General features: G+C 64.3%; 28 protein-coding genes. 16 read left to right on the forward strand and 12 right to left on the reverse strand.

Annotation, left to right across the window (positions count from 1 at the left end; genetic code table 11):
- The first annotated feature begins 1 nt into the window (after position 1).
- A complete protein-coding gene (locus VKM35_RS07270) occupies positions 2-901 on the forward strand; it encodes an energy transducer TonB (protein ID WP_324319887.1) in 900 nt (299 codons plus the stop codon).
- A 148-nt stretch (positions 902-1,049) separates the two neighbouring features.
- Here VKM35_RS07270 and VKM35_RS07275 read toward each other — a convergent pair whose 3' ends face one another.
- Genes VKM35_RS07275 through VKM35_RS07285 form a run of 3 tightly spaced genes read right to left on the reverse strand, consistent with a single transcriptional unit; the run spans position 1,050 to position 3,031 of the window.
- Positions 1,050-2,009 (reverse strand): aspartate carbamoyltransferase catalytic subunit, encoded by a 960-nt coding sequence (locus VKM35_RS07275; RefSeq protein WP_324319889.1) that lies wholly within the window; start codon positions 2,007-2,009, stop codon positions 1,050-1,052.
- A 12-nt stretch (positions 2,010-2,021) separates the two neighbouring features.
- Positions 2,022-2,468: a Holliday junction resolvase RuvX gene (gene ruvX / locus VKM35_RS07280; protein ID WP_324319891.1), complete on the reverse strand. Its 447-nt coding sequence runs from the start codon at positions 2,466-2,468 to the stop codon at positions 2,022-2,024.
- Positions 2,468-3,031, reverse strand: a complete 564-nt coding sequence (locus VKM35_RS07285; protein WP_324319893.1) for a YqgE/AlgH family protein — start codon at positions 3,029-3,031, stop codon at positions 2,468-2,470. Before VKM35_RS07285 ends, ruvX begins: the two co-directional genes overlap by 1 nt.
- Positions 3,032-3,116: 85 nt before the next feature.
- Between VKM35_RS07285 and VKM35_RS07290 the strand changes: the two genes are divergently transcribed.
- A complete protein-coding gene (locus VKM35_RS07290) occupies positions 3,117-4,814 on the forward strand; it encodes a dipeptidyl-peptidase 3 family protein (RefSeq protein ID WP_324319895.1) in 1,698 nt (565 codons plus the stop codon).
- A gap of 115 nt (positions 4,815-4,929) precedes the next feature.
- Here VKM35_RS07290 and VKM35_RS07295 read toward each other — a convergent pair whose 3' ends face one another.
- The 3 genes from VKM35_RS07295 to VKM35_RS07305 all read right to left on the reverse strand — a co-directional run bounded on the left by VKM35_RS07295 (position 4,930) and on the right by VKM35_RS07305 (position 8,185).
- A complete protein-coding gene (locus VKM35_RS07295; RefSeq protein WP_324319897.1) occupies positions 4,930-5,688 on the reverse strand; it encodes an outer membrane protein in 759 nt (252 codons plus the stop codon).
- Positions 5,689-5,939: 251 nt separating this feature from the next.
- Positions 5,940-7,070 carry a PilT/PilU family type 4a pilus ATPase gene (locus tag VKM35_RS07300; RefSeq protein WP_324319899.1) on the reverse strand — a complete coding sequence of 377 codons (1,131 nt, stop codon included), beginning with the start codon at positions 7,068-7,070 and terminating at the stop codon, positions 5,940-5,942.
- Positions 7,071-7,147: 77 nt separating this feature from the next.
- Positions 7,148-8,185: a type IV pilus twitching motility protein PilT gene (locus tag VKM35_RS07305; protein ID WP_324319901.1), complete on the reverse strand. Its 1,038-nt coding sequence runs from the start codon at positions 8,183-8,185 to the stop codon at positions 7,148-7,150.
- Between the two features lie 89 nt (positions 8,186-8,274).
- Between VKM35_RS07305 and VKM35_RS07310 the strand changes: the two genes are divergently transcribed.
- The 10 genes from VKM35_RS07310 to VKM35_RS07355 all read left to right on the forward strand — a co-directional run bounded on the left by VKM35_RS07310 (position 8,275) and on the right by VKM35_RS07355 (position 18,219).
- On the forward strand, positions 8,275-8,958 hold the full coding sequence (locus tag VKM35_RS07310) for a YggS family pyridoxal phosphate-dependent enzyme (RefSeq protein WP_324319903.1): 684 nt from the start codon (positions 8,275-8,277) through the stop codon (positions 8,956-8,958).
- Between the two features lie 79 nt (positions 8,959-9,037).
- Positions 9,038-9,880 (forward strand): pyrroline-5-carboxylate reductase, encoded by an 843-nt coding sequence (gene proC, locus VKM35_RS07315; protein WP_324319904.1) that lies wholly within the window; start codon positions 9,038-9,040, stop codon positions 9,878-9,880.
- Between the two features lie 145 nt (positions 9,881-10,025).
- Positions 10,026-11,285, forward strand: coding sequence for an efflux RND transporter periplasmic adaptor subunit (locus VKM35_RS07320; RefSeq protein WP_324319906.1), 1,260 nt, complete (start codon positions 10,026-10,028; stop codon positions 11,283-11,285).
- Between the two features lie 2 nt (positions 11,286-11,287).
- On the forward strand, positions 11,288-11,992 hold the full coding sequence (locus VKM35_RS07325) for an ABC transporter ATP-binding protein (RefSeq protein WP_324319908.1): 705 nt from the start codon (positions 11,288-11,290) through the stop codon (positions 11,990-11,992).
- A gap of 100 nt (positions 11,993-12,092) precedes the next feature.
- Positions 12,093-13,331 (forward strand): ABC transporter permease, encoded by a 1,239-nt coding sequence (locus tag VKM35_RS07330; protein ID WP_324319910.1) that lies wholly within the window; start codon positions 12,093-12,095, stop codon positions 13,329-13,331.
- Between the two features lie 38 nt (positions 13,332-13,369).
- Entirely contained in the window at positions 13,370-14,614 is a 1,245-nt protein-coding gene (locus VKM35_RS07335) for an ABC transporter permease (protein ID WP_324319912.1), read from the forward strand.
- A 94-nt stretch (positions 14,615-14,708) separates the two neighbouring features.
- Positions 14,709-15,149, forward strand: a complete 441-nt coding sequence (locus VKM35_RS07340) for a DUF4426 domain-containing protein (protein ID WP_324319914.1) — start codon at positions 14,709-14,711, stop codon at positions 15,147-15,149.
- Between the two features lie 11 nt (positions 15,150-15,160).
- On the forward strand, positions 15,161-15,829 hold the full coding sequence (locus VKM35_RS07345) for a histidine phosphatase family protein (protein WP_324319961.1): 669 nt from the start codon (positions 15,161-15,163) through the stop codon (positions 15,827-15,829).
- A gap of 64 nt (positions 15,830-15,893) precedes the next feature.
- Positions 15,894-17,099: an acyl-CoA dehydrogenase family protein gene (locus tag VKM35_RS07350; RefSeq protein ID WP_324319916.1), complete on the forward strand. Its 1,206-nt coding sequence runs from the start codon at positions 15,894-15,896 to the stop codon at positions 17,097-17,099.
- Positions 17,100-17,193: 94 nt separating this feature from the next.
- A complete protein-coding gene (locus tag VKM35_RS07355) occupies positions 17,194-18,219 on the forward strand; it encodes a phosphotransferase family protein (RefSeq protein ID WP_324319918.1) in 1,026 nt (341 codons plus the stop codon).
- Between the two features lie 105 nt (positions 18,220-18,324).
- Here VKM35_RS07355 and VKM35_RS07360 read toward each other — a convergent pair whose 3' ends face one another.
- The 6 genes from VKM35_RS07360 to VKM35_RS07385 form a co-directional block, all read right to left on the reverse strand.
- A complete protein-coding gene (locus VKM35_RS07360) occupies positions 18,325-19,323 on the reverse strand; it encodes a lipase secretion chaperone (protein WP_324319920.1) in 999 nt (332 codons plus the stop codon).
- A gap of 3 nt (positions 19,324-19,326) precedes the next feature.
- Positions 19,327-20,259, reverse strand: coding sequence for a triacylglycerol lipase (locus tag VKM35_RS07365; protein ID WP_324319922.1), 933 nt, complete (start codon positions 20,257-20,259; stop codon positions 19,327-19,329).
- A 173-nt stretch (positions 20,260-20,432) separates the two neighbouring features.
- The gene (locus tag VKM35_RS07370) at positions 20,433-21,242 is read right to left on the reverse strand and encodes a cobalamin-binding protein (protein ID WP_324319924.1); all 810 of its coding nucleotides are present in this window, start codon (positions 21,240-21,242) and stop codon (positions 20,433-20,435) included.
- Complete coding sequence (gene pdxH / locus VKM35_RS07375) at positions 21,242-21,841, reverse strand: pyridoxamine 5'-phosphate oxidase (RefSeq protein WP_324319926.1); 600 nt, start codon at positions 21,839-21,841, stop codon at positions 21,242-21,244. The genes VKM35_RS07370 and pdxH overlap by 1 nt, the downstream gene beginning before the upstream one ends.
- 146 nt (positions 21,842-21,987) lie before the next feature.
- Positions 21,988-22,191, reverse strand: a complete 204-nt coding sequence (locus tag VKM35_RS07380; RefSeq protein WP_324319928.1) for a dodecin family protein — start codon at positions 22,189-22,191, stop codon at positions 21,988-21,990.
- 54 nt (positions 22,192-22,245) lie between these two features.
- Complete coding sequence (locus VKM35_RS07385) at positions 22,246-23,073, reverse strand: NAD-dependent epimerase/dehydratase family protein (protein WP_324319931.1); 828 nt, start codon at positions 23,071-23,073, stop codon at positions 22,246-22,248.
- A gap of 44 nt (positions 23,074-23,117) precedes the next feature.
- Between VKM35_RS07385 and VKM35_RS07390 the strand changes: the two genes are divergently transcribed.
- From VKM35_RS07390 to hemE, 4 genes are all read left to right on the forward strand, one after another.
- The gene (locus VKM35_RS07390) at positions 23,118-23,657 is read left to right on the forward strand and encodes a shikimate kinase (RefSeq protein WP_324319932.1); all 540 of its coding nucleotides are present in this window, start codon (positions 23,118-23,120) and stop codon (positions 23,655-23,657) included.
- On the forward strand, positions 23,657-24,724 hold the full coding sequence (aroB, locus tag VKM35_RS07395) for a 3-dehydroquinate synthase (RefSeq protein ID WP_324319934.1): 1,068 nt from the start codon (positions 23,657-23,659) through the stop codon (positions 24,722-24,724). Before VKM35_RS07390 ends, aroB begins: the two co-directional genes overlap by 1 nt.
- A gap of 126 nt (positions 24,725-24,850) precedes the next feature.
- Positions 24,851-25,105, forward strand: a complete 255-nt coding sequence (locus VKM35_RS07400) for a WGR domain-containing protein (protein ID WP_324319936.1) — start codon at positions 24,851-24,853, stop codon at positions 25,103-25,105.
- A gap of 24 nt (positions 25,106-25,129) precedes the next feature.
- The gene (hemE, locus tag VKM35_RS07405; RefSeq protein WP_324319938.1) at positions 25,130-26,188 is read left to right on the forward strand and encodes a uroporphyrinogen decarboxylase; all 1,059 of its coding nucleotides are present in this window, start codon (positions 25,130-25,132) and stop codon (positions 26,186-26,188) included.

Below are 26,188 nucleotides of genomic sequence, written 5' to 3' on the forward strand. Positions count from 1 at the left end.
GATGAGTTCGACCCCCGCCCCACCCGCCACCGGTCCCCGTCCAGGCCCCACGATCGGACCCAGCGAACGCCTGTCGGCGACGCTGGCACTGTCGCTGATCTGCTTCGGCGTGTTGATCCTGGGCATCGGCTTCAGCCGCGACGACGCCGCGCCCGTGGTGCCGACTCTGGATGTGATCCTCACCCAGACAAGCACGCCCGATGCTCCCAAGCACGCCGATTTCATTGCCCAGGCCAACAACCAGGGTGGTGGCGACAGCGATACCTCGCAGCGGCCACGTGACGACCAGGTCGGCCAGGTTCCGAAACCGCAGCCCGGTGTGGCACCGCAGCCGATGCCCGCACAGGCGCCGCCGCCGGCGCCGGATCCGCTGCAGCGCATGGTGACCACCGTAGGCGCCAGCGCCGTCCGCGTGCCGAACCCCGAGGAACAACCCAGCAGCGATCCCGCGCCACTGCCCACCGGCCGGCAGCTCATGCAGCAAAGCCTGGAAATGGCGCGGCTGGCGGCCGAGATCGAACGCCGGCAGGCGCTTTACGCCAAGCGGCCCAAGCGCAAATTCATTTCCGCGAGCACCCAGCAATACGAGTACGCGTCCTACATGCGCGCCTGGGTGGAAAAAGTCGAACGCGTCGGCAACCTCAACTATCCCGAACTCGCGCGCCGGCAAAATCTCAGCGGACGCCTGGTGATGACCGTGGTGATCCGCCGCGACGGCAACGTCGGCGGTATCACCATCGTCACGCCCAGCGGTGTGAAAGTGCTCGACCAGGCCGCCGCGAGGACCGTCAGGCTCGCCGAACCCTTCCCGCCACTACCGAAAACCGCGGAAAGCGTCGACGAGCTCTACATCACGCGCACCTGGGACTTCAAGAACGGCAGCGTCGACAGCGAGCAATAACCACGTCGCTGTTGTTGTGTAGGAGCGACGCAAGTCGCGATCTTTCCCATTTGCGGCGGACGCTGATTTGCTTTGCGCCGAACGCTGACGAAATCGCGATTTGCGTCGCTCCTACACAACGACGACTGCGTGCGCCATCAACTCGCCTTCAACCCGCAAGCACCGCGCGCAGCACTGCCATGCGCACGGCGACGCCGTTGCTGACCTGATCGAGGATCACCGAGGCAGGACCGTCGGCCACCGTGGGTGCGATCTCGACGCCGCGATTCATTGGCCCCGGGTGCATGACGATGGCATCGGGCTTCGCCAGCGCAACGCGCTCCGGCGTCAGCCCGTAGTCGCGGAAATACTGCTCCAGCGACGGCACCAGGCCTTCCTCCATGCGCTCGCGTTGCAGGCGCAGCATCATGATCGCGTCGACGCCTTCAAGCGCGGCGTCGAAATTGCGCGTGACCCGGCAACCGCGCAGCGTGTCATCTTCGGGTAGCAGCGAAGCCGGACCGCAGACGCGGATTTCGCCGGCACCGAGCGTACGCAGCGCGTGGATGTCCGAACGCGCGACGCGTGAATGCTTGACGTCACCGACGATCAACACGCGCAGCTTGGAAAAATCGCGACCCTTGCGCTGGCGCAAGGTCAGCATGTCGAGCAGACCCTGCGTCGGATGCGCGCTGCGACCGTCGCCGGCATTGATGAAACGCGTACGCGCGTGCGCGCCTGCCGCCAGCGTCGCGACCGTGCCGTTGTCGGCATGCCGCACCACGAAACAATCCACGCCCATCGCCTCGAGATTGCGCAGGGTGTCGAGTTCGGTCTCGCCTTTTTTCGCCGATGAGGCCATTACGTCGAAGCCGAGGATGTCGGCGCCAAGCCGCGCCGCCGCGAGCTGAAAACTGCTGCGCGTACGCGTCGAGGGTTCGAAGAACAAGGTGCACACCGTGCGCCCCGCCAGCATCTGGCGCAGCGCAGTGCCACCCAGCGCCTGTGGTCGCAGCGCCTCGGCATCATCGAGCAGATGCGAAAGCGTCTCCGCCGGCAAGCCGTCCAGCGTAAGCAGGTGTCGGAGACTGCCGTTGGGATGAAGCTGCGCTACAGGTTGGTCGCTCATGAAAAATCGCGCTCAGGGCAAGGGAAGGCGGGAGTCGGGTTCGCGCAGCCAGCGTTCGAGGATGACGGCGGCGGCGAGCGCATCGAGTTGCGCGGCCTGACGGCGTTTGCGTTCGCCGCTGGCGCGACCGGACGCGAAACGCTGCGCGGCCTCGACTGAACTTGTGCGCTCGTCGACCTGTTCGACCGGCAATTGGTAGCGCTGCACCAGCGCGCGCCCGAACGCGCGCGCGCGTTTGCGCATCGGCTGTTCGCCACCATCGAGTGTGGCCGGATCGCCGACCACCAGCATCTGCGGTCGCCACTCCTTGATCCAGCGATCGAGCGCCGGCCAATCGGGGCCGGACTCGAAGACTTCGAGTACGCCGACCTCGCTGGCCGTCATTGAAATCGTGTTGCCGACCGCGATGCCAATCCGGCGCGCGCCGACATCGAAACCGAACAGCGTGATCGCATCCATCAGGCGTGGCCCACGCCATCGGCGAGCCGCGACAGATCCACGCCGATCATCTGCGCTGCCGCGCGCCAACGCTCCGCCATCGGCGTGGAAAACAGGATTGCGCGGTCCGCAGGCACGGTCAGCCAGGCATTTTCGGCGAGCTCTTCTTCCAGCTGGCCCGCCTCCCAACCGGCGTAACCGAGGGTCACCAGACTGCGTCCCGGGCCTTCGCCGCGCGCCATCGCCGCGAGGATTTCCCGCGAGGTGGTGATGGCGAGCCCGTTGCCGAAGCGCAGGGTCGAACCCCAATCGCGGGCATCGTCATGCAGCACGAAGCCGCGCTCGCTCTGCACGGGGCCGCCGATCAACACCGCCTGCTCGCCGAGCGTCGGGCTGTCGGTGGCGATCTCCATCTGCCGGAGGATTTCCCCGAGCTTGAAGTCGGACAGGCGATTGATCATCAAGCCCATCGCGCCGCTTTCGTCGTGCTGGCAGAGCAGGGTCACGCCACGCGCGAAATTCGGATCGCCCAGCGAAGGCATCGCGATCAGCAGATGGTCGGCGAGGTAGCGCGAGTCGGGCATGCCGGCATTCTACCGCGCGCTGCCGGCCCCGGCCCCGGCGCGGTAACATCCGGCACCTCTTTCCGCCGCCCTTCCGGAGCCCGCCATGCGTCGTCGCCTGTTGTCCGTCCTGATCCCCTGCCTGCTCGCCTGCACCGGTACCGGTTGCGAACGCGCGCCGGAACAGAAGGCTGCGGCAACCGTCACTACGCCGACAGCAAAGCCTTCCTACGCGTCCCAACACCTGGGCGATTTCGTCAGCGTGCCGCTGACGGCGGATCTTTCCGCTTTCGATGCCGACGACAAGAAGATGATCGCGCTGCTGATCCAGGCCAGCGAGCTGACCAACGACCTCTACTGGCAGCAGAGCTGGGGCGACAAGGCGGCGCTGCTGGGCAAGATCACCGACCCGCAGACGCGCGAATTGGCGGAAATGAATTTCGGCCCCTGGGATCGCCTCAACGCCGACACGCCTTTCGTCGAAGGCATCGGCCCGCGGCCGGCTGGCGCGCAGTTTTATCCCGTCGACATGACCAAAGCGGAATTCGAGGCCGCCGATCTCAAGGACAAGACGAGCTGGTACACGCTGCTGCGTCGCGACGCTGCCGGCAAGCTGATCACCGTTCCCTTCCATGAGGCCTACAAGAGCGACCTGGAAAAAACGGCAGCGCTGCTGCGCGAAGCCGCGGCGCTGAGCAAGGACGCCGGCTTCAAGAACTATCTGACCATGCGCGCCGACGCCCTGCTCAGCGACAATTTCCAGCCCAGCGACCTGGCCTGGATGGACATGAAGACCAACCCGGTCGACATCGTCATCGGCCCGATCGAAACCTACGAAGACCAGGTGTTCGGTTACAAGGCCAGCTACGAAGGCCTGGTGTTGATCAAGGATCGCGCCTGGAGCGAGCGCCTGGCGCGCTTCGCGAAATTCCTGCCGGAGCTGCAGCGCGGCCTGCCGGTGCCAGCGAAATACAAGGCGGAAACGCCCGGCTCTGCCGCCGATCTCAATGCCTACGCCGTGGTGTATTACGGCGGCAACGCGAATGTCGGCGCCAAGACCATCGCGATCAACCTGCCCAACGACGAGCAGGTGCAGCTGAAGAAAGGCACGCGCCGACTGCAGCTGGAAAACGTCATCCACGCCAAATTCGACAACATCCTGCTGCCGATCGCCAAGACGCTGATCGCCGAGGACCAGATCAAGAACCTCAGCTTCGATGCTTTCTTCGAAGACACGATGTTCCATGAAGTCGCGCACGGACTCGGCATCAAGAACACGCTCGATGGCAAGGGCACGGTCAGCGATGCGCTGAAGGAATATGCGTCGAGCTTCGAGGAAGGCAAGGCCGACATCCTCGGCCTCTACTTGATCACCCAGCTCAGCGAAAAAGGCGAGCTCGACAAGACCAAGCTGATGGATGGTTACGTCACCTTCCTTGCCGGCATCCTGCGCTCGGTGCGCTTCGGCGCCAGCGACGCGCACGCCAAGGCCAACATGCTGCGCTTCAATTTCTTCCAGCAGCAGGGCGCTTTCAGCCGCGACCCCGCGACCGGCCGCTATCGCGTCGAATTCGACAAGATGCAGGCGGCGATGAACGCGCTCTCCGCCAAATTGCTGACCGTGCAAGGCGACGGCGACTACGCCACCGCCAAGCAGATGACCGACACGATGGGCGTGGTCGGCCCGGAACTCGCCGCCGACCTCAAGCGCCTGGACGCCGCGCATATCCCGGTGGACGTGCGCTTCGAGCAGGGGCTGGACGTGCTGGGGCTGACCGCGCCGGCTTCGAAAGCGACGCCCTGAATCGACTGGCGAAACATTGGTCGTACCGGTGATATCGCCAGCGCGCGGATCACCATCGCGAGGACAAAAAAAGGCCGGCATATGCCGGCCTTTTTTCTTGCTGCGGAAACGACGATCAGAACTGGTAGTTCAGGCCGACGCGCAGAGTGTTGTAGTCCATTTTCTGCGTAACCGACTCGGTGTTGCCGACGAACAAATTGGTGCGGTTGACCGTCGGGTAGGTCATGTCGTTGAGGTTCGCGCGCAGGTATTCCACCTTGCCCGACAGATGCGGGCTGAAGCGGTATTCCACGCCGCCACCCCAGGTCGTGCCATGCAGGGTCTTGTCGGCAACGCCGTACTTGGAATAGTTCGACAGCGGGATGTAGTAATCGGCCTGGCCGCGCGCATGCACGTAGGTGACGCCGGCGGTGATGTAGAACAAGGTGTCCTTGCAGGTGAAGCCGAAGCGCGGACGAATGCCGTAGGTCTTGCCGAGGTCGACGGAGTTACCCGCCTGGAGCTGGGCCGGTGCGGTGGTCATCTGGACCGGACCGACCTGGCGGAGAGCATTGACGTTGCTGGAGTTGTAGTCCAGCTCAACGCCGAAAACGAGGCGATTGAACTGATGGTTGTAGCCGCCCTGGAAACCGCCGGCGAAACCGTCGCCGTCCAGGTGATTCGCGGACCAGATGCTGGTCACTTCGGCGCGCTGCGCCGGGGTGAAACTCGGGGTCAGCCAATCACCGCCGAGGGTGACGTTGCTGCTGGAATTGATGGACGCGCGGCCGATGTTGGCGCCGAGGTAGAAGCCGGTCCAAGTCGGGGTATCCGCAGCGAACGCCGACGACGACAGCAAGGACAGGGCAAGGGTGGCGAGAAGCTTACGACGCATGATCTATTTCCTCAGAAGGTTGGATGCCCGACGTGCCCGCGCCTGAAACGAAGCGGAAGACGCGCCAGGAAATGCTGCAGGGTTTGTAGCCTTCCCGTGATTGGGCATGGGGTTCAACGATGTTTTTGACGACCTCAGGACAAATCCGAACGTTCGAGAGTGCAGAAATCCCGCCTGCGCAGCCTCGATCCAACAAAAAAACCGGGCTTTCGCCCGGCTTTTTTGTCGTTCACCAAGTGCTGACAATGGCATCAACGCACTTCCGAAATCTCCACGCCGTCCATGCCCTGCGACAGCGTACGGGCGTCGCCGCCTTGCGCGAGCTTGATCTTCAGGCGCACTTCGTTGGCCGAATCGGCGTAACGCAGCGCATCCTCGTAGCTGATCTCGCCGGCCTGGTAGAGCTCGAACAAGGCCTGGTCGAAGGTCTTCATGCCGAGGTTGGTCGACTCCTTCATCACTTCCTTGATCTTGTGGATCTCGCCATCGCGGATGTAGTCCTGCACCAGCGGCGTACCCAGCAGGATTTCCATCGCGACCCGGCGCGCCTTGCCGTCCGGCGTCGGGATCAGCTGCTGCGCGACGATGCCCTTGAGGTTCATCGAAAGATCCATCAGCAGCTGGCTGCGGCGGTCTTCCGGGAAGAAGTTGATCATGCGGTCCAGCGCCTGGTTGGCGTTGTTGGCATGCAAGGTGCAGAGCACAAGGTGACCGGTTTCCGCGAATGCGATCGCGTGATCCATGCCTTCGCGGGTACGCACCTCGCCGATCATGATCACGTCAGGCGCCTGGCGCAGGGTGTTCTTCAGTGCGGCTTCCCAGCTGTCGGTATCGATACCGACTTCGCGCTGGGTGATGATGCAGCCTTCATGCTTGTGCACGAATTCGATCGGGTCCTCGATGGTGATGATGTGGCCCGAGGAATTCATGTTGCGGTAGCCGATCATCGCCGCGAGCGAGGTCGACTTGCCGGTGCCGGTCGCGCCGACGAACAGGATGATGCCGCGCTTGGTCATCGCCAGCGTCTTGATGATCGCCGGCAGGCTGAGCTCTTCCACGGTCGGGATGCGCGTCTCGATGCGACGCAGCACCATGCCGACCTGATTGCGCTGGTAGAAACAGCTCACACGGAAACGACCCACGCCGGAGACGCCGATCGCGAAGTTGCACTCGTGGGTTTTTTCGAATTCTTCGCGCTGCGCCGGGCTCATCACGTTGAGCACAAGGTCGCGGCTCTGCTGCGGCGTCAGCGGGTTCTGGGTGATCGGAGACAGCTTGCCGTTGACCTTCATTGACGGCGGCACGCCGGCAGTGACAAACAGGTCGGACGCCTTCTTGTGCGCCATCAGCTTCAGGAACGAGGTGAAGTCGATGCTGCTCATCCGCGAAATCTCCAATAAACCGTAAGGCGGCAATGCCGCGATCCTGCGCCGTCCTGGCGCAGGAGGGCAAGCGTGAATCAATCGAACAGGCGTTTGTCCTTGGCGTATTCGCGTGCCTGCTGCTTGGTGATCAGGCCGCGCTTGACGATGTCCTGCAGGTTCTGGTCCAGGGTCTGCATGCCGTATTGCTGGCCGGTCTGGATCGACGAATACATCTGCGCGACCTTGTCTTCGCGGATCAGGTTGCGGATCGCCGGGATGCCGACCATGATTTCGTGCGCCGCCATGCGGCCGCCACCAACCTTCTTGAGCAGCGACTGCGACACCACCGCGCGCAACGACTCCGACAGCATCGAGCGCACCATCGGCTTTTCGCCGGCGGGGAACACGTCGATGATGCGGTCGATGGTCTTGGCCGCCGAGCTGGTATGCAAGGTGCCGAACACCAGATGGCCGGTTTCCGCCGCGGTCAGCGCCAGGCGGATGGTTTCCAGATCGCGCAACTCGCCGACCAGGATGTAGTCGGGGTCTTCGCGCAGGGCCGAGCGCAGCGCCTCGTTGAAACCGTGGGTATCGCGGTGGACCTCGCGCTGGTTGATCAGGCACTTCTGCGAGGTGTGCACGAATTCGATCGGATCCTCGACGGTGAGGATGTGGCCGAATTCGTTCTTGTTGACGTGGTCGACCATCGCCGCGAGCGTGGTGGACTTGCCCGAACCGGTCGGACCGGTCACCAGGATCAGGCCCTGCGGCTGCTCGATGAGCTCCTGGAAGATCTTCGGGCACTGCAGTTCCTCAAGGCTGAGGATCTGGCTGGGAATCGTACGGAACACGGCGCCGGCGCCGCGGTTCTGGTTGAAGGCATTGACGCGGAAACGCGCCAGGCCGGGGATCTCGAAACTGAAATCGACTTCGAGGAATTCTTCGTAGTCGCGTCGCTGCTTGTCCGACATGATGTCGTAGACCAGCGAATGCACCTGCTTGTGATCCAGTGCCGGGATGTTGATGCGACGGACGTCGCCATCCACGCGGATCATCGGCGGCAGGCCGGCCGAGAGGTGCAGGTCGGATGCCTTGTTCTTGACCGAAAACGCCAGCAGTTCCGCGATATCCATGTCTTCTCTCCCCCTGGTGCGCGCAACGGTAGGCGCGCGCGGCCTCTCGGGGCAGTATAGCGCTCCCGTCGAGGTCAACAATCCCGGCCATGAATCCCCTCAGCCAGGCCTTTACAGCCGTCTTGCAGTCCCTTGAGAACGCATCCGTTCAGGCTCGACGGCCACCGGCACGGCTGCTCGCGGTCTCGAAGACCCAGCCTGTCGAGGCGATCGCCGCCCTGGCGGCTCTGGGTCAGCGCGCTTTCGGCGAGAACTACGTCCAGGAAGCTGTCACAAAAGTCCGCGCACTCGCCGGTCTGGATCTGGAATGGCATCTGATCGGCCACCTGCAATCGAACAAATGCCGCGAAGCCGCCGAGTGCTTCGACTGGGTGCAATCGATCGACCGGGAAAAACTCGCGCAGTCGCTGAACCGATTCAGGCCCGGAGAACGTGCGGCCCTGAACGTGTTGATCCAGGTGAACGTCGATGGCGAGGCCAGCAAGTCCGGCTGCGCGCCCGAGCAAATACCTGAACTCGCCCGCGCCATCGCCGCGCTGCCGCGGCTGCGCCTGCGTGGCCTGATGGCCATTCCCGAGCCCGCACCCGATGCCGAGCATCGCCGCGATGCGTTTCGTCGCCTGCATGGCCTGTTCGAATCACTGCACAAGGATTTCCCGGACATCGACACGCTCTCGATGGGCATGAGCGAGGATTTTCCGCTGGCGATCGCCGAGGGCGCGACGATGGTGCGCGTCGGATCGAAATTGTTCGGGGCACGCAGCAAGGCCTGAGCCGACCGACGCGGATCGCCGGGCACAGCGACAAATCCCGCTGCTATCCTCTCTGCTGATTCTTGTCGACGAGCTGCCGATGACCGCTACCGAATCCCGCGCAACGACTCCGGCCATCGCCTTTATCGGTGGCGGCAACATGGCGCGCAGCCTGATCGGTGGCCTAGTCGCGCGCGGGCAATCCGTCGAGTCTATCCACGTCGCCGAACCCTACGAAGCGCTGCGCACGGCGCTGGCCGGCGATTTCGGCGTCTGTACGCATCTCGACAACGCCGAGGCTGCGGCGCAGGCAACGATCTGGGTATTCGCGGTCAAGCCGCAGGTAATGAAGACCGTCTGTGCCGATCTCGCGGCGCTGGCGCAGCAAACGCGGCCGCTGGTGATCTCGATCGCCGCGGGCATTACCGGCGCGCAGCTTTCGCGCTGGCTGGGCGGCGATGTCGCGGTGGTGCGCACGATGCCCAACACACCCGCATTGCTTGGTGCCGGCGCAACCGGCATGCATGCGAATGCACAAGTTTTGCCGGCGCAGCGCGCCCAGGCCGAAGCCCTGATGCAGGCCGCCGGCCTGACCGTGTGGATTGCGGAAGAAGCGCAGATGGATGCCGTCACCGCCGTCTCGGGCAGCGGACCGGCCTATGTTTTCCTGCTCGCCGAAGCGATGCAGGCGGCCGGTGAGGCGCAAGGCCTGCCTGCCGACGCTGCCCGCCGACTCGCGTTGCAAACGATCTTCGGCGCCGCGCGCATGCTCACCGAATCAGGCGAACCTGCCGATGTATTGCGCCAGCGCGTGACCTCGCCTGGCGGCACCACCCAGGCTGCGCTGGATGCGTTCGAAGCTGGCGGTTTCCGGCAACTGGTCGCTACCGCGATCGCCGCGGCCGCGCGCCGTGGCGGCGAGTTGTCGGCGGCGAACGACTGAGCGCAGATCGCACGCCGTCGTCTTCGTCCACGACATTTGCCGCCAGGCCCGCCGACCTTCGCCAAAGGTAGACAACACTTTTGGCACTGCGGGCGCCTGCCCCGTGTATGTTCCGATGCGCGCATTGGCAAAGGGGACGATTGAAATGAAAAAACGAACTTGGATAGCTGCTATCGCCGCGGTGGTCATCGTGGTCGGTATCGGCGGCTATGTGACGGTCAAGGGCAAGCAGAGCAAAGGTGAAGAGGTCGAAACGACCGTCGCCAAGCGCGCGTTGATCGTGCAGAAGGTCAACGGCACCGGCAAGATCCAGCCGAACACCGAAATCAACATCAGCGCCGACGTCAGCGCCAAGATCACCCGCCTGGACGTCAAGGAAGGCGATCACGTCGAGAAGGGCCAGTTGCTGGTCGAACTCGACCGGCAGAAATACCTGGCCGCGGTGCAGAGCCAGGAAGCCAACGTCCGCTCCGCAGAAGCCAACGCCAAGCTCGCCGGCAACAACCGCGACCAGGCCGAGCGCGTCTACAACCGTGCCCGTGAACTGATCGGCCGCAAGCTGGTCTCGCAGAACGAACTCGACACCGCGCACACCTCCTTCCAGGTCGAATCCTCGCGCTACCAGTCGGCCATGGACCAGGTGCAGCAGGCCATCGGCTTCCTCAAGCAGGCGCAGGACGACCTGTCCAAGACGACGATCTACGCGCCGATCTCCGGCACCGTCAGCGACCTCAAGAAGGAGCGCGGCGAAATCGCCATCGGCTCGCAGTTCCAGGAAGACCTGATCATGAAGGTCGCGCAGCTGGGCGCGATGGAAGCGCTGGTCAACGTCGACGAGAACGACATCAACGCGATCAAGATCGGCCAGCCGGCCGAGATCAGCGTCGACGCCGTGCTCGGCGAGAAAATCACCGGCAAGGTCTCGGAAATCGCCAGCAGCGCCACCGCCGCGACGGCCGGCTCGGCTGTGCAGAAGACCGAGTTCGAAGTGAAGATCGCGATCACCAGCGACACGTCCAAGCTGCGCCCGGGAATGACCGCCAGCGCCGACATCGTCACCGCGACCCAGCCCAAGGCGCTCAGCGTGCCGATCCAATCGGTCACCGTGCGCACGCTCGACCAGCTCAAAGGCAAGGATGGCAAGACGGACAAGTTCACCGCCGGCGCCGACGGTTTCGTCGAAGTCGCGTTCGTGATCGCCGACGGCAAGGCCGAAGCGCGCCAGGTCGTCACCGGCATCCAGAGCGACGACGCGATCGAGATCAAGAGCGGCCTGGCCGAAGGCGATACCGTTGTGTCGGGCAGCTACCGCGCGATCTCCCGCGATCTCGACGTTGGCGAAGAAGTGACGATCAAGAAGCCCGGCGAGAAAAAGGAAGGCGACAAGACCGAAGGCGACAAGTGACCATGTCCGCCCAACCCGCCTCCACCAGCAGCACCTTGCACATCGACCGGGTCGTCAAGACCTATACGATGGGCGACCAGGAAGTGCGCGCGCTCGCCGGCGTCTCGCTGGAGATCCTGCGCAACGAATACGTCGCGATCATGGGTCCGTCCGGTTCGGGCAAGTCGACGCTGATGAACATCATCGGCTGCCTCGACGTACCGACGTCGGGCAGCTACCGGCTCGAAGGCCAGGCGGTGGATTCCAAGAGCGAAGACGAGCTGGCCGAGATCCGCAACCTCAAGATCGGCTTCGTGTTCCAGACCTTCAACCTCGTGCCGCGCGTGAACGTGTTCAAGAACGTGGAGTTGCCGCTGATCTACGCCGGCAAGCCGAAGGCCGAACGCAAGCGCATCGCCGAAGAAGCGATCCGCTCGGTCGGCCTGACCGAACGCATGAACCACAAGCCCAGCGAACTTTCCGGCGGCCAACGCCAGCGCGTGGCGATCGCGCGCGCGCTGGTCAACAACCCGTCGATCATCCTGGCCGACGAACCGACCGGCAACCTCGACAGCGCGACCGGCAAGGAGATCATGGCCTTGCTCGGCGAACTGCATGCCAAGGGCAACACCATCATTCTGGTCACGCACGAAGACGAAATCGCCGCCCATGCCCACCGCGTCGTGCGCCTGCGCGACGGCGTGATCGAAAGCGACACGAGGCGGTGATGAGCCCTATCCCCGCCATGACTGTGGATTCGCGAGTTGCGGGAACCCTCCCGTACAGCTTCGCCATGACCATGAAGTCGCAAGCCGTGGAAGCCATGCCATGAAGCTTGGCATCGACATCGCCGAGTCGTTCAAGATCGCGATCAATGCGATTGTCGCCAACAAGAGCCGCGGCGCGCTCACCGCGCTCGGCATCATCATCGGCATCGTCGCGGTGATCACCACGATGACCGCGGCGAACGGCCTGCAGGCGACGTTCCGGCAGACCTTCGCCTCCGTCGGCTCGGATGTGATCTACGTGTCGAAGCGCCCGTGGGTGCAGATGGGCCCGGACTTCACCTTCCGCAACCGGCCCGAGATCACGATGCCGGTCTACACCGCGCTGACGCATCGCCTGCAGGGCCGCGCTGTGGTCAACCCGACCATCGGCGGCGACCAGAGCGTGAAATACCGCAGCAACGAAATGGATTCGATCAACGTCATCGGCACCACCGACAAGCAGGTTCTGGTGTCGACGATGGCGCCTTCGTCGGGCCGCTTCCTGATGCCGTTCGACGTGCAGTACAAGCGCCGCGTCGCGGTGATCGGCGCCGACGTCGCCGACGGCCTGTTCGGCAGCGTCAGCCCGCTGGGCAAGCAGTTCAAGATCGGCCGCTTCGACTTCCAGGTCATCGGCGTGATGGAAAAACAGGGCGGCAGCTTTTTCGGCGGCCCCAACTTCGACCGCCAGATCAACATCCCCATCACCACCTTCGGCAAGACGTTCGGCACCCAGGGCGGGCGCGCGAGCGTGAGCCTGGCGATCAAGGCGCCCAGCGCCGAATCGATGGCCGATTTCGAGTTCGAGACCATCGGCATCATGCGCAGCATCCGCGGGCTCAAGCCGATCGAGAAGGATGATTTCTCGATCAACAAGCTCGACACGCTGCTCGACGCCTACAACAACACGATGGGCGTGGTCGTCCTGGTCGGGCTGGCGATCACCAGCATCTCTCTATTCGTCGGTGGTGTCGGCGTGATGAACATCATGCTGGTGTCGGTGACCGAACGCACCAAGGAAATCGGCATCCGCAAGGCCATCGGCGCCAAGCGCCGCAGCATCCTGCTGCAATTCCTGTTCGAGTCCTCGATCATCTGCCTGTTCGGTGGACTCATCGGCGTCAGCATTTCCGCGATCCTGACCGCAATCATCAACGCCACGCTGATGCCGGCGACGCTGTCGCCCGGGATCATCCTGATCGCGATGGTGATCTCGGTGGCGGTCGGCGTGATCTCGGGCATGATCCCGGCCTACCGCGGCGCGCGGCTCGATCCGATCGAGGCGCTTCGCTATGAGTGATTCCGTGATCGCGCAAACGACGCAAGAGGGGCGATACCGTGCGTAATTCCGACGTGTTCGTGATGTCTCTGGGCGCGATCGGCAGCAACAAGCTGCGTTCGTTCCTGACACTGGTCGGCATCGTGCTGGGCGTGGCCTCGATCATTGGTGTGATGACCGCGATCTCGGTGATGCAGGCGACGATGGAAAAGGAAATGACCGTGCTCGGCACCCAGACCTTCCAGGTGCAGAAGTGGCCGAACGGCTTCACCAGCAACGATGAGCGCCGCGAAGCGCAGAAGTGGCCGCCGGTAACCCTGGCCGAAGCGCAGGCGATCCGCGACCAGGTGTCCTCGGTCGATCTGGTCGGCACCGAGATCTGGGACGGCGGCAAGACTGCGACCTACAAGAGCGTCACCACCGAACCGGTGATCTCGATCTGCGGCGGCTCGCCCGAATACCCGGAAAACAATACGCATTACGTCGAGGAAGGCCGCAACCTCTCGCGCATGGACATGCTGACCGCGCGCAAGGTCGTGGTGATCGGCCACGCCCTGGCCGAGCAGTTGTTCCCGTTCACCGATCCGATCGGCAAGGAAATCCTGCTCGACGGCCGCAAGTTCGAAGTGATCGGCGTGTTCATCAAGAAAGTCTCGGCGTTCGGCGGCCCCTACGAAACGATGGCGCTGATGCCCAGCGGCGCGTACACGCAGATCTACGGCATGGTCGATCGCGATGGCTTCACGCGCTCGGTCAATGTCACTGTGCATTCGAAGACGCCGGCGCTGCTCAACGACGCGATCGAGCAGGTCCGCCAGGTGATGCGCACCAGCCGCCACCTCAAGCACGACGAGAAAGACAATTTCTATTACTTCACCAGCCTCAGCCAGATCGACAATTTCAACAAGACCACGATGGGCGTGAAGATCGGCGCCTTCCTGATGGGCGCGGTCGCGCTGCTGGTCGCCGGTATCGGCATCATGAACATCATGCTGGTCTCGGTGACCGAGCGCACCAAGGAAATCGGCATCCGCAAATCGCTGGGCGCCAAACGCAAAAACATCCTGGCGCAATTCCTGCTTGAGGCGGTGGTGTTGTGCAACGTCGGCGGCGTGATCGGTATCGCCCTCGGTTTCCTGCTTGGCAATCTGTTCACTTTCTTCACCAGCTTCGAGGCGCGGGTGCCAATCGGCTGGGCGGTGTTCGGCGTGGTTTTCTGCAGCCTGATCGGCGTCGTTTTCGGCATGATCCCGGCGATCAAGGCCTCGCGCCTGAATCCGATCGACGCCCTGCATTACGAATAACGGCGTCGCCCGGGCAAGCATTTGGGATGACAGCCGCCGCGGACGGCGCGATGATGCGGCCAGGCCGGCTCGCATCCGGCCGATGGAGCCCGCCATGCGCCTGTCCCGGATCGTCCTCCTGCTAGCCCTGTCCCTCTCCTCGCTCGCTTTGCCGATGCTGGCCGCTGCGCAATCGGTGACTGCCGGCGACATCACCGTGCACTACAGTGCGATCCCCACCACCACGCTCACGCCGGACGTCGCCCGGCAATACGGCATTACCCGTTCGGCCAGTCGCGCCCTGATCAACATCGCGGTGCGCAAGGGCAAGCTCGGCAGTGATGTCGCGGTGCCGTCCAAGGTCAGCGCCACCGTCACCAACCTCAATGGCCAGCGCCAAAGCCTGGTGCTGCGCGAGGTCAAGGAAGGCGACGCGGTGTATTACCTTGGCGAAACTCGCATCGATGGCCACGAAACGCTGAGCTTTGAAATCGAAGTGACGCCAACGGGACGCAGCGAACCGATCCGCGCGAGCTTCCGCCAGGAGTTTTTCTGAGTCTCCTGCTGATACGCCATGGCCAGGCCAGCGCCGGCACGTCCGACTATGATCGTCTGTCCGCGCGCGGCCACACGCAGTCGCAGCGGCTGGGCGAATGGTTGGCCGACACCGGACACCGTTTCGATGCCGTCGTGGTCGGCGGCATGCGCCGGCACCGCGAAACCTTCGAAGCCATCGCCGACGTCTATTCGCGCCGCGGCGTGGATTTGCCCGAGTCGACGATCGATAACGGCCTCGCCGAATTCGATCATCACGCAGTGTTCGATGGCTTTGTCAACAAGCATCCCGACCATCCCGCGGTGATCGGCAGCAAAAGCGGCGGCCTGCAGTCGCTGGGCGCGATGATTCATGCTGCGCTCGGTGCCTGGGCGGCAGGCGGAATCGATGATCTGCCGGAATCGTGGCAGATGTTCGGCGAACGCGTGAATGCCGCCGGCGCTCGCTTGGCGGCGCTGGCACCGCAGGGCGACGTGCTGGTGCTCAGTTCCGGCGGCGTGATCTCGCGTCTCGCGCAGACCGCGCTCGGCGCCGGCGATCGCACTGCCATCGACTTGAATCTCTCACTGCGCAACAGCGGCCTCTGCGAATTCCACACCCGTCCCTATGGCCTCGCGCTGGGCAGCTGGAACGCCTTGCCGCATCTGCATGATGCTCGCGACCTGTGGACCTATTACTAGCAATGCCTTTGTGGGAACGGACATGTCCGCTCCCTCGATCCGAAATGTCCGCACAGGAAATACGATGACCGCCCTGTTCCCGATGTCGACCCGCGTCAAGGAAATCGACGACCGCCTCGCCGCCTTCATCGATACCCACGTGCTGCCCGCCGAACGCGAATTCGCGCAATGGGATCACGACGCCGGCAAGCGCTGGACGATTCCGCCGCTGCTCGAAACCTTGAAGGCCAAGGCGAAATCCGCAGGGCTCTGGAATCTTTTCCTGCCCGACCCGCAACACGGCAGCGGCCTCAACAACCTCGAATATGCGCGCCTCGCCGAGCGCATGGGTCGCTCGCTGATCGCCTCGGAAATCTTCAACTGCTCCGCGCCCGACACCGGCAACATGGAAGTGCTGCACATGTTCGGCAATGCCGAACAGAAAGCGCAGTGGCTCACGCCCTTGCTCGCTGGCGACATCCGCTCCGCGTTCGCGATGACCGAGCCCGACGTCGCGTCTTCCGATGCCACCAATATCGGCCTGCCGATTCTGCGCGACGGCGATCACTTCGTACTCAACGGCCGCAAGTGGTGGACAACCGGTGCCGGCGATCCACGCTGCAAGATTCTTATCGTGATGGGCGTGACCAGCCCGGACGCGCCCGCACATCGTCGCCAGTCGATGCTGCTGGTGCCGATGGCGACGCCAGGCGTGCGCGTCGTGCGCCCGCTGCAGGTGTTCGGTTACGACGATGCGCCGCATGGCCACGTCGAGATGGCGTTCGAAAACGTGCGCGTGCCGGTCGGCAATCTGTTGCATGAGGAAGGCAGCGGTTTCGCGATTGCGCAGGCGCGCCTCGGGCCGGGCCGCATTCACCACTGCATGCGTTCTATCGGCCTGGCGCAGCGCGCGCTGGACATGATGGTCGCGCGCGCGCGCAGCCGCATCGCCTTCGGCAAGCCGATCGGCGAACACGGCATGGCGCAGGAAGCGATCGCGCTCTCGCGTTGCGAGATCGAACAGGCGCGCCTGCTCACCTTGCAGGCGGCGGCGACGCTCGACGCGGTCGGCAACAAGGGCGCGAAAGACCTGATCGGAATGATCAAGATCGTCGCGCCGCGCATGGCCTGCGCGGTGATCGACCGCGCGATGCAGGTGCATGGCGCCGGCGGCCTGTCGCAGGATCATTTTCTCGCCCAGGCCTATGCCGGCGCACGCGCGCTGCGCCTGGCGGACGGTCCCGACGAGGTGCATATTTCCTCGCTGGCGCGCTCAATGCTGAAAGGGTGATGCTCCGCGCCGACCTCCCGCGGAGTTGTCGCACCCTTGCCTCGCATCGGTCGCATTGGATAGGCCGCATCGGAACACTCGAAAGGATTTCAGCATGACCGCCGACAACCTGCTCGCCCTTCCTGATGCCGCGTTGCGCGCCTATCTCGAGGACCAGGTGCCCGGCTTTCGTGGCCCGCTGACCTCGACGAAATTCAAGGGCGGGCAATCCAACCCGACCTACCTGATCGAAGCGGCGAGCGGAAAATATGTATTGCGGCGCAAACCGCCCGGCGAACTGCTCGCGTCCGCGCACGCAGTCGATCGCGAATTCCGCGTGCTGACTGCCTTGCACGGCAGCGCGGTGCCGGTCGCGGAGCCGCTGCACCTGTGCCGGCACGAAGCGGTGATCGGCTCGATGTTCTATCTGATGGAATACGTCGACGGCCGCATCTTCTGGGACCCCTCACTGCCGCAGGCGGATGTCGAGGATCGCGGCGCGTATTTCGAAGCGATCATCGCCACGCTCGCGGCCTTGCATACCGTCGACGTTCACGCCGTCGGCCTCGACGACTACGGCAAGCACGGTCAGTATTTCGAGCGCCAGATCGCGCGCTGGAGCGAGCAATACCGCGCCAGCGAAACCCGCGTCATTGCGGAAATGGAAACGCTGATGGAACAGCTGCCGGCGCGCTGCCCCGCCGACGACGGCATGCTGTCGCTGGTACACGGCGACTACCGCATCGACAACCTGATGTTCCATCCGTTGCAGGCGCGCGTGATCGCGGTGGTGGATTGGGAACTATCCACGCTCGGCCATCCGCTCGCCGATCTCGGTTATTTCTGCATGGCGCTGCGCCTGCCGCGCAATCCGGCGCTGCCGGGCCTGGGCGGGCTGGATCGCAAGGCGCTGGGCATTCCCGAAGAAAGCGAAATTCTTCGCCGCTATTCGGAAATCACCGGCCGCGCCCTGCCCGCCGATTGGCCATTCGTGCTCGCTTTCAGTTTCTTCCGTCTTGCCGCCATCGCCCAGGGCGTAGCCAAACGCGCGCAGCAAGGCAACGCTTCCAGTGACCAGGCCGTGCAGGCCGGACAGATGACGGCGTTGCTGGCGCAGATGGGCTTGAAAATACTCGGCTGAATTTTTCGGCTTCTTCCTGGCGGATTCACGTGACGAATCCATCCGGAAATTTTCCACCGCGCCGGATCGACGGACTCGACCGCTCAAGCGCCGGCGCGGATGCCCTCAGCCATGCGGCGGCAGCGCATCGCTGCGGGTCAAGGCTTCGACGCGCAGGCGCTCGCGTTCGTCGAAGTTCGTGCTCAACAGCGCCGCCAACGCACGCGCACGTGCCGCGGAATCAAGTCGCGAATCCTGCAGCAGGCGCTGCCGTTGCGCGGCGTACGCGGCGAGGCGCCCGTCCCAGGCGGCGTGATCGGCATCCAGCTGGGCCAGCCGCCGCGCGGCCTCGGAACCGTACAGGCGCGAGCGCTCGGCGAAACGCTGCGCCGCGCTCGCGTGGTTTTCATCGAAGGACTCGGTCTGCGCCACCGCTACCGCCATCGCATCGGTGGGCGCACGCGCGCTGCGTTCCGCCGGATCGAGTTGCGCCGCCAGGGCATCGAGCCTTGCCTGCCGCTGCTCTGTGCTCAGCGACGTATCGGCGAGCACGGCCTGGCGATCGATGGTGTTTTCCAGATAGCGTTCTTCGCGCCCGTACCAGGCTTCGGTGACCGCCGCACCCAGCCGCGCCAGCCGCAACGCATGCAGGCGACGGAGGTCGGCGCGGGCATCGCTGCTGGGCGCGAGGTGCGAGAGTTCATCGAGCAGCGCGACGTAGCGATCGAAGTATTCCAGCGCCGCGGCGCAAACCGGCCGCGCGTATTTTGTCGCGAGATACGTGGCGAGATCGCTGCGGATCGTCGCCAGCGAACGCTCGCCGAGGCGCGTGAGGAAATAATCGAACAGCCGCCGCAGTTCGCGATCGACCTGCAGTTGTCCATTGGCCGCGACCGTCACCGCACCATCCACGTCGGTGCCGCGCAGTGAATCATTCGCCGCCGCCGTCGTCGTCACGCGCGCATCCACCGCAGCGCGCGTGACGCCAGTCGCATCCTCGACGACAGGTGTCACGCGTTGATCGATTGCCACCGGCAGGGTCGCGACCAGCGCCGCCGGCCGCGCAAACCACCAGATCGCGATCGCCGCCATTGCGCAGGCGGCGATCGCCAGGCGACCACGCATCGCTTACAGACCCGCGTTCTTGAGCCGGTTCGCCTGCGTGCGCAGCACGCTGGCTGGGCTCGCCGAAAACAGTTGGCGCAACCCGAAGGTCTGGTTGACCTCGTCGAGGTGATTCCAGGGATAGTCGTCGCGCAGCACCGTGCCCAGATGGCTGGAGCAGCGCCCGACCAGTCCGTCGTTGGCCTCGAAACCGAAGAACAGACTGCCGGCGCCGAGCAGCGCATCGGAAGCGTCGAAGATATTGGTCAGCACCGACGTGCCGCCCAGCGAGTAGTAGCGCACGCCTTGGGCCGTCGCTGCGCCCTGGCCACAACTCGTCGCCGGCATGCCCTGCGGATAGCGCGCATTGAATTGCGCGGCGCCGACACTATTGAGCGAGGTCAACGCCGCGAGCGCGTCCTGCGGATGCGCATCGCCCGACGAGACGGCGATGAAGGTCGATAGCGCGTTTACAAAACCGGCGACCAATGCGCGCCCCGCCGAGCCTGCGGGGAATGTCGTCGCTAATCCATCAGCGACCTTGCTGCCGGTATGCGGTGCGCCGACGCTGGTCACCGACGCAACGAGATCGGGCCGCACGGCCGCGACGTAACGGATGGTCGGGCCGCCATGGCTGTGGCCGATCAGATTGAAGCTCTGCTTGCCGGTGATCGCCCGCAGGTGATCGAGATAGACGATCAGCTGCTCGCCGCGCACTTCGCTGGAATTGCTGGCCGAAACCGTGGCGACGTAAACCTGCGCGCCACCGGAACTCAACTCGGCCGGAATCCCGTACCAATAGTCGTAGACACCGAACAGGGAATCGAAACCGAGCAGGCCGTGCACCAGCACGATCGGTTGCCTGGTCTGCGTGTAGCCCGATTGCGCGGCCACCGGCAAGGCGAACAACAGGCAAAGCAAAACGCCGCACAGGCGGCCGATCAGGAATCGCGACATATCTCCCTCCCAGGATAATGGTCGTACCCATCCAGCCCTGGATACCGGGCCGTATGGACGTTCTATACGACCGCGTATGGAGGGACAAGCTGCGTCGCAACATCCCGCAGGGGCGGGCATAACTGCCGAAAATCTTGCGATACCAATTGCAGCGCTCGCGATTGCCTCAAGGATCAGTCGTGGTCAGGCCCGCTCCTACGCGACCAACTGCGTATATGCGCGGCGATCTCGCGCACCCCATCAGTCAATGCCGCCGGCCCCGGCTGCAGGATGATCGGCGACTTGATCTCGTGCAGTTCACCATCACGCACCGCCGGGATATCCGCCCAACCCTGACGGGCGCGGACTTTTCCGGGCTGGAATTTCTTCCCGCACCAGGAGCCGAAGATGATGTCCGGCGCGCGCGCGATCACTTCGCTGCCGTCGGCCATGATGCGGTCCTTCGCCAGCGATTTCTCCGCGCGCTCGGGCAGGATGTCGTCGCCGCCGGCGACGCGGATCAGTTCGGCCACCCATTGGATGCCGCTGATCAATGGCTCGTCCCATTCCTCGAAATATACTTTCGGGCGTCGCGGCAACGCCGCCGCTTCTTTCGCGATCGCATCGAGGCCGCGCTGCAGTTCATTGGCGTAGGCGATCGCCTTGTCGGCCACGCCGACCAGCGCGCCAAGCCGACGGATGTAGTCGAGGATGCCAGCGACGCTGCGGTGATTGCTGATCCAGACCTCGACACCCTGCTTGATCAACGCCGCGGCGATCTCCGACTGGATATCGGAAAACCCGACGACGAAATCCGGCTCGAGCTTGAGAATTTCGCCGATCTTCGCGCTGGTGAACGCACTGACCTTGGGTTTTTCCTTGCGCGCGATCGCCGGGCGCACGGTGAAACCGGAAATGCCGACGATGCGCGCTTGCTCACCAAGCGCGTACAGGGTTTCGGTCGGCTCTTCGGTGAGGCAGACGATGCGGCGCGGACCGATCATCACGGATACAGCATCCGCTTCGTCCATACGCCATCGACGCGCTCATAGCGCTGGCGTTCGTGCAGGCGGTATTTCGCGCCGTACCAGAATTCGATCAATTCCGGCACCACGCGGAAGCCCGACCAGTGCGGCGGCCGCGGTACCGGCACGCCGGCGTAGCGCTCCTCGAACTCGTCGAAGCGCTGCTCGAAAGTTTCACGCGAATCGAGTGTCTGCGATTGCAGCGAAGCCCAGGCGCCGATCTGACTCGGGCGCGGACGACTGGCGAAATACGCATCGGCCTCGGCGGCGCTGACCGGCTCGACCGTGCCTTCGATCTTCACCTGCACATGCTCGCCATCGCGCAACGCCTTCCACAGGAACAACAACGCTGCCTGCGGATTGATCGCCAGCTGCCGACCCTTGCGGCTATCGAAATTGGTATAGAAAACGAAACCGCGCGCATCGAAGGCCTTGAGCAACACCGTGCGCGCCGACGGCCGGCCGTTGCGCGCGACCGTCGCGACAGTCATCGCGGTCGGCTCCGGATCACCGGCGGCCGTAGCTTCGGCCAACAGTTCGGTGAAAGTTTTCAGTGCCTCGGCCTGCAGATCGCTCATCGTTGCTCCATCCGGTTGCGGCGGGCGTCTGCCGCGTCCCGGCATTGTCGCCCGATGCGGCCACCACTGCACCTGGCTTCGTCGGCGCAATGGCGAAAAAAAACGGCGGGCCAAGCCCGCCGCTCATTCATGTATCGAAACCGCGATCAGGAGACGACGAAGGTGACGCGCAGGTTCACCCGCCACTCCGACACCGTACCGTCGTCATTGGTGACCACTTTGATCTCGTTGACCCAGGCGCCCTTGATGTTCTTGACGGTTTCGGCACATTTCTTGAGGCCCGACTGCACCGCATCTTCCATGCTCTTCTTGGACGACGAATTGACCTCGATGATTTTTGCGATCGACATGATTCTCTCCTGTGGCAGGTTGGGATCCCGACTGGAATCCAGGTTGCGGAGCGACTATATCGGGGCGTTTGTTAACAATTTGGCATAGCCAGCGCGATAATCCGGATAGGCCGGTGCCCAGCCACTGGCGCGCAATCGTGCGTTGGCGATGCGGCGACCGGTTTGTCCATCACCAGCCGACAATGTCGACACCGGCGACAAACCTTCCTGCTCGCGAACCCAGTGCTGCAGATCGGCTTCCAACGCCGGCGCATCGTCGCTGCCCAGATACAAACGCTGCGGCGCGACGAGATCGAGCAGATGCGACAGCGCCGCGACAGCATCCTCGACGTGGATGCGATTGCTCCAGTGCTGGCGGTCGGCCTCGCCTGCACGCGCTCTTCGCAGCAGTGCTTCGCGATCCGGCCCGTAGATGCCGGACAGTCGCAGCGCCACGCCGCCCGGATGCAACGACAGGATTTGCTCGGCATCGAGCAGGGCGCGGCCGTTGAATGCCCTCGGCAGTGCCGTCGTCGTCTCGTCGACCCACTCGCCGGCATCTTCTGCATAGACGGATGTCGACGACACGAAGATCAGCCGCGGCGTATCGACGACATCGAGCAATCGCCGCAGGCCATCGACATACAGGCGTCGATACGCGGCCTCGTCGCGTTGTTCGGGCGCGGCGCAGAACACCAGCGCATCCGGCTGCCGTGGCAGTCGCGACAGGCCTTCGCCGCTGGCCAGGTCGGCGCGCAGATTGCGGATACCCGGCGCGGTTGCGGCGACATCGCGACGACGCAATGCGATCACGTCTTCGCCACGCGCGGCACGCAATGCCGCGAGGCGGCCGCCGACATCGCCGGCGCCGGCAATCACCAGGCAGGCAGAACTCAAGGCCATTCCGCGCTCCGTTGATCGGGGTCGGAATGCTAGCATCCCGCCCCATGAACCCTGCGCCCAACCTCGTCCTCGTCGGCCCCATGGGCGCCGGCAAAACCTCGATCGGTCGGCGCCTAGCCGCCAAACTTGGACTGAGCTTCGTCGATGCCGACCACCGCCTCGAGGAAGTCACCGGCGCCGCCGTGCCGCTTATTTTCGAGCACGAGGGCGAAGATGGCTTCCGCATGCGCGAGGCACAGCTGATCGCCGAACTGATGCAGGGCTCGGCGCAGCTGATCGCCACCGGCGGCGGCGCGGTGCTGTCGCCGGACAATCGCCAGCTGTTGTGCGCGCGCGGCTTCGTCGTCTACCTGATGGTCGGCATCGAGCAGCAGCTCGAGCGCCTTGCACGCGATCGCACGCGGCCGCTGCTCGCCGATGGCAACAAGCGCGCGAAACTCGAAGCCCTGGCGCAGGCACGTGCACCTCTTTACGAGGAAATCGCCGATCTCGCCTTCGATTCCGACGGCCTCGTCGTCGCTACCGCGGTGCAACGCCTGGCCACGCAACTGGAAACGCGCTGGCAGCGCGCGGAGGCGGCGTGATGAAAACGCTTCTCGTCGAACTCGGCGCGCGCCGCTATCCCATCCATATCGGCGCTGGCCTGCTCGGCGATGCCGGGTTGCTTGCGGCGCAGGTTCCGGGCCGGCATGCGCTGATCGTCAGCGACGGCAACGTCGCGCCGCATTACCTTGCCCGTGTCGAAGCGGCGCTGCTGGAAAAAAACATTCGCAGCCTGGTGCTGCCGCCCGGCGAACAGGAAAAAAACCTCGCGCGCTTCGCCGATGTGATCGCCGAACTCGCCGCGCTCGGCGCGAGCCGCGATGTCACCGTGCTCGCGCTCGGCGGCGGCGTGGTCGGCGACCTCGCCGGTTTCGCAGCGGCATGCTGGATGCGCGGCGTGCGCTTCGTGCAATTGCCGACGACCTTGCTGGCGATGGTCGATTCCTCGGTCGGCGGCAAGACCGCCGTGGATCTGCCGGCGGGGAAGAATCTTGTCGGCGCGTTCCATCAGCCAGCGGCAGTGATCGCCGACACCGATACGCTCGCGACCTTGCCGCTGCGCGAATTGCGCGCCGGCCTGGCGGAAGTGGTGAAGTACGGCGCGATCGCCGATGCCGATTTCTTCAAGTGGCTTGAAGATCACGCCGATGCACTGCTCGCGCGCGACGCCAACGTGATTGCCGAAGCGATCGCAGTGAGCTGCCGACAGAAAGCCGGCGTCGTCGTGCGCGACGAAACCGAACAGGGCGAACGCATGCTGCTCAACTTCGGCCACACCTTCGGCCACGCGATCGAAACCGAACAAGGCTACGGTGGCCTGCTGCATGGCGAGGCAATCGCTGTCGGCATGGTGCTGGCCGCGCGCCTGTCGGCGCATCTCGGTCGCGCACCCGTCGCCGACAGCGAACGTCTGCAGGCATTGCTTCTGCGCTTCGGTCTGCCCGTGACGATTCCGCCGGGTCTGTCCGCCGACGCCTTGTTCGCGCGCATGCGCCTGGACAAGAAGTCCCTGTCCGGCGCGCTGCGCCTGATCCTCTGGCGTGGCCTGGGCCAGGCCGAAGTCGTGCGCGACGTCCCGGAAGCCGACATCCTCGCGGTGCTTTCGTAGGCTTTTGTAGGAGCGGCGCGAGCCGCGATTTCTCCAATCGGCGATGTCCTATGGAGAAATCGCGGCTCACTCCGCTCCTACAGAACACCACCCCCGGCAAAGCCCAGCCGCTACAATGCCCACCCTATGCGCTTACTCCTCCAGCAAAAACCCGATGCCGGCGAGCATCCGAAATACGTGCAGCTGATCCTGCAGCAGGATCTGCTCGGCGGCTGGTCGCTGGTGCGCGAGACCGGACAGATCGGCGGCAAGGTGCAGCTCAAGCGCGAACAGTTTCTCGAGCAGGATGCCGCCCTCGCCGCCTTCGAAAAAGCACGCGACGCGCAAGTGCGGCGCGGTTTCGTGGTGATGTTCGCGCAGGGCGTGGATGCTCCGCGCTGATGCCACGGCAACAAGGATGACGCCATGACGCTGAAGAACGATCGATTCCTGCGCGCGCTACGTCGCGAAGCCGTGGATGCCACGCCGGTGTGGCTGATGCGGCAGGCCGGGCGCTACCTGCCCGAGTACCGTGCCACCCGCGCGCGCGCCGGCAGTTTCATGGGCCTGGCGACGAATCCCGACCTCGCCTGCGAAGTGACGCTGCAGCCGCTGGAGCGTTTCGACCTCGACGCTGCGATCCTGTTCTCCGACATTCTCACCATTCCCGATGCGATGGGCCTGGGCCTGTCGTTCGCCGAAGGCGAAGGCCCGCGCTTCGCGCGACCGGTGCGCAATGCCGCCGACATCGCCAAGCTCGCAGTGCCGGACATGGACGGCGAATTGCGCTATGTGATGGATGCCCTGCGCACGATTCGCGGCGCACTGAATGATCGCGTGCCGTTGATCGGTTTTTCCGGCAGCCCGTGGACGCTGGCCTGCTACATGGTCGAAGGCGGCGGTAGCGAGAATTTTTCCCGGATCAAGTCGCTGGCCTTCAACGAGCCGGCGTTGATGCACCAGTTGCTCGAAGTCGTCACCGATTCGGTGATCGCGTATCTGAGCGCGCAGCGTGCCGCCGGCGCGCAGGCGCTGATGGTGTTCGACACCTGGGGCGGCGTGCTCGCGCCGCATCACTACCGGGAATTTTCCCTGCGCTACCTGCAGCGCATCGCCAGCGAATTCCGGCGCGGTGATGGCGCCGAACGCACGCCACTGATCCTGTTCGGCAAGGGCAACGCGCCCTATCTCGAGGAACTCGCCGCGACCGGCGCCGAAGGCCTGGGCGTCGACTGGCTGGTCTCGCTCGACGAGGCGCGGCGACGCACCGATGGAAAAGTCGCACTGCAGGGCAATCTCGATCCGGTGACGCTGTACGCCTCGCCCGATGCGATCCGCGCCGAAGTCAAACGCACGCTCGCAAGCTACGGCCCGCACCCCGGCCATGTGTTCAATCTCGGTCACGGCCTGTCGCCGGACATGGACCCCGCGCACGTGAAAGTGCTGGTCGATGCCGTGCACGAATTCAGCCGAAAACCCGCCTGA

It is taken from the genome of Arenimonas sp. (assembly GCF_035312645.1).
Classification (GTDB): Bacteria; Pseudomonadota; Gammaproteobacteria; order Xanthomonadales; family Xanthomonadaceae; genus Arenimonas.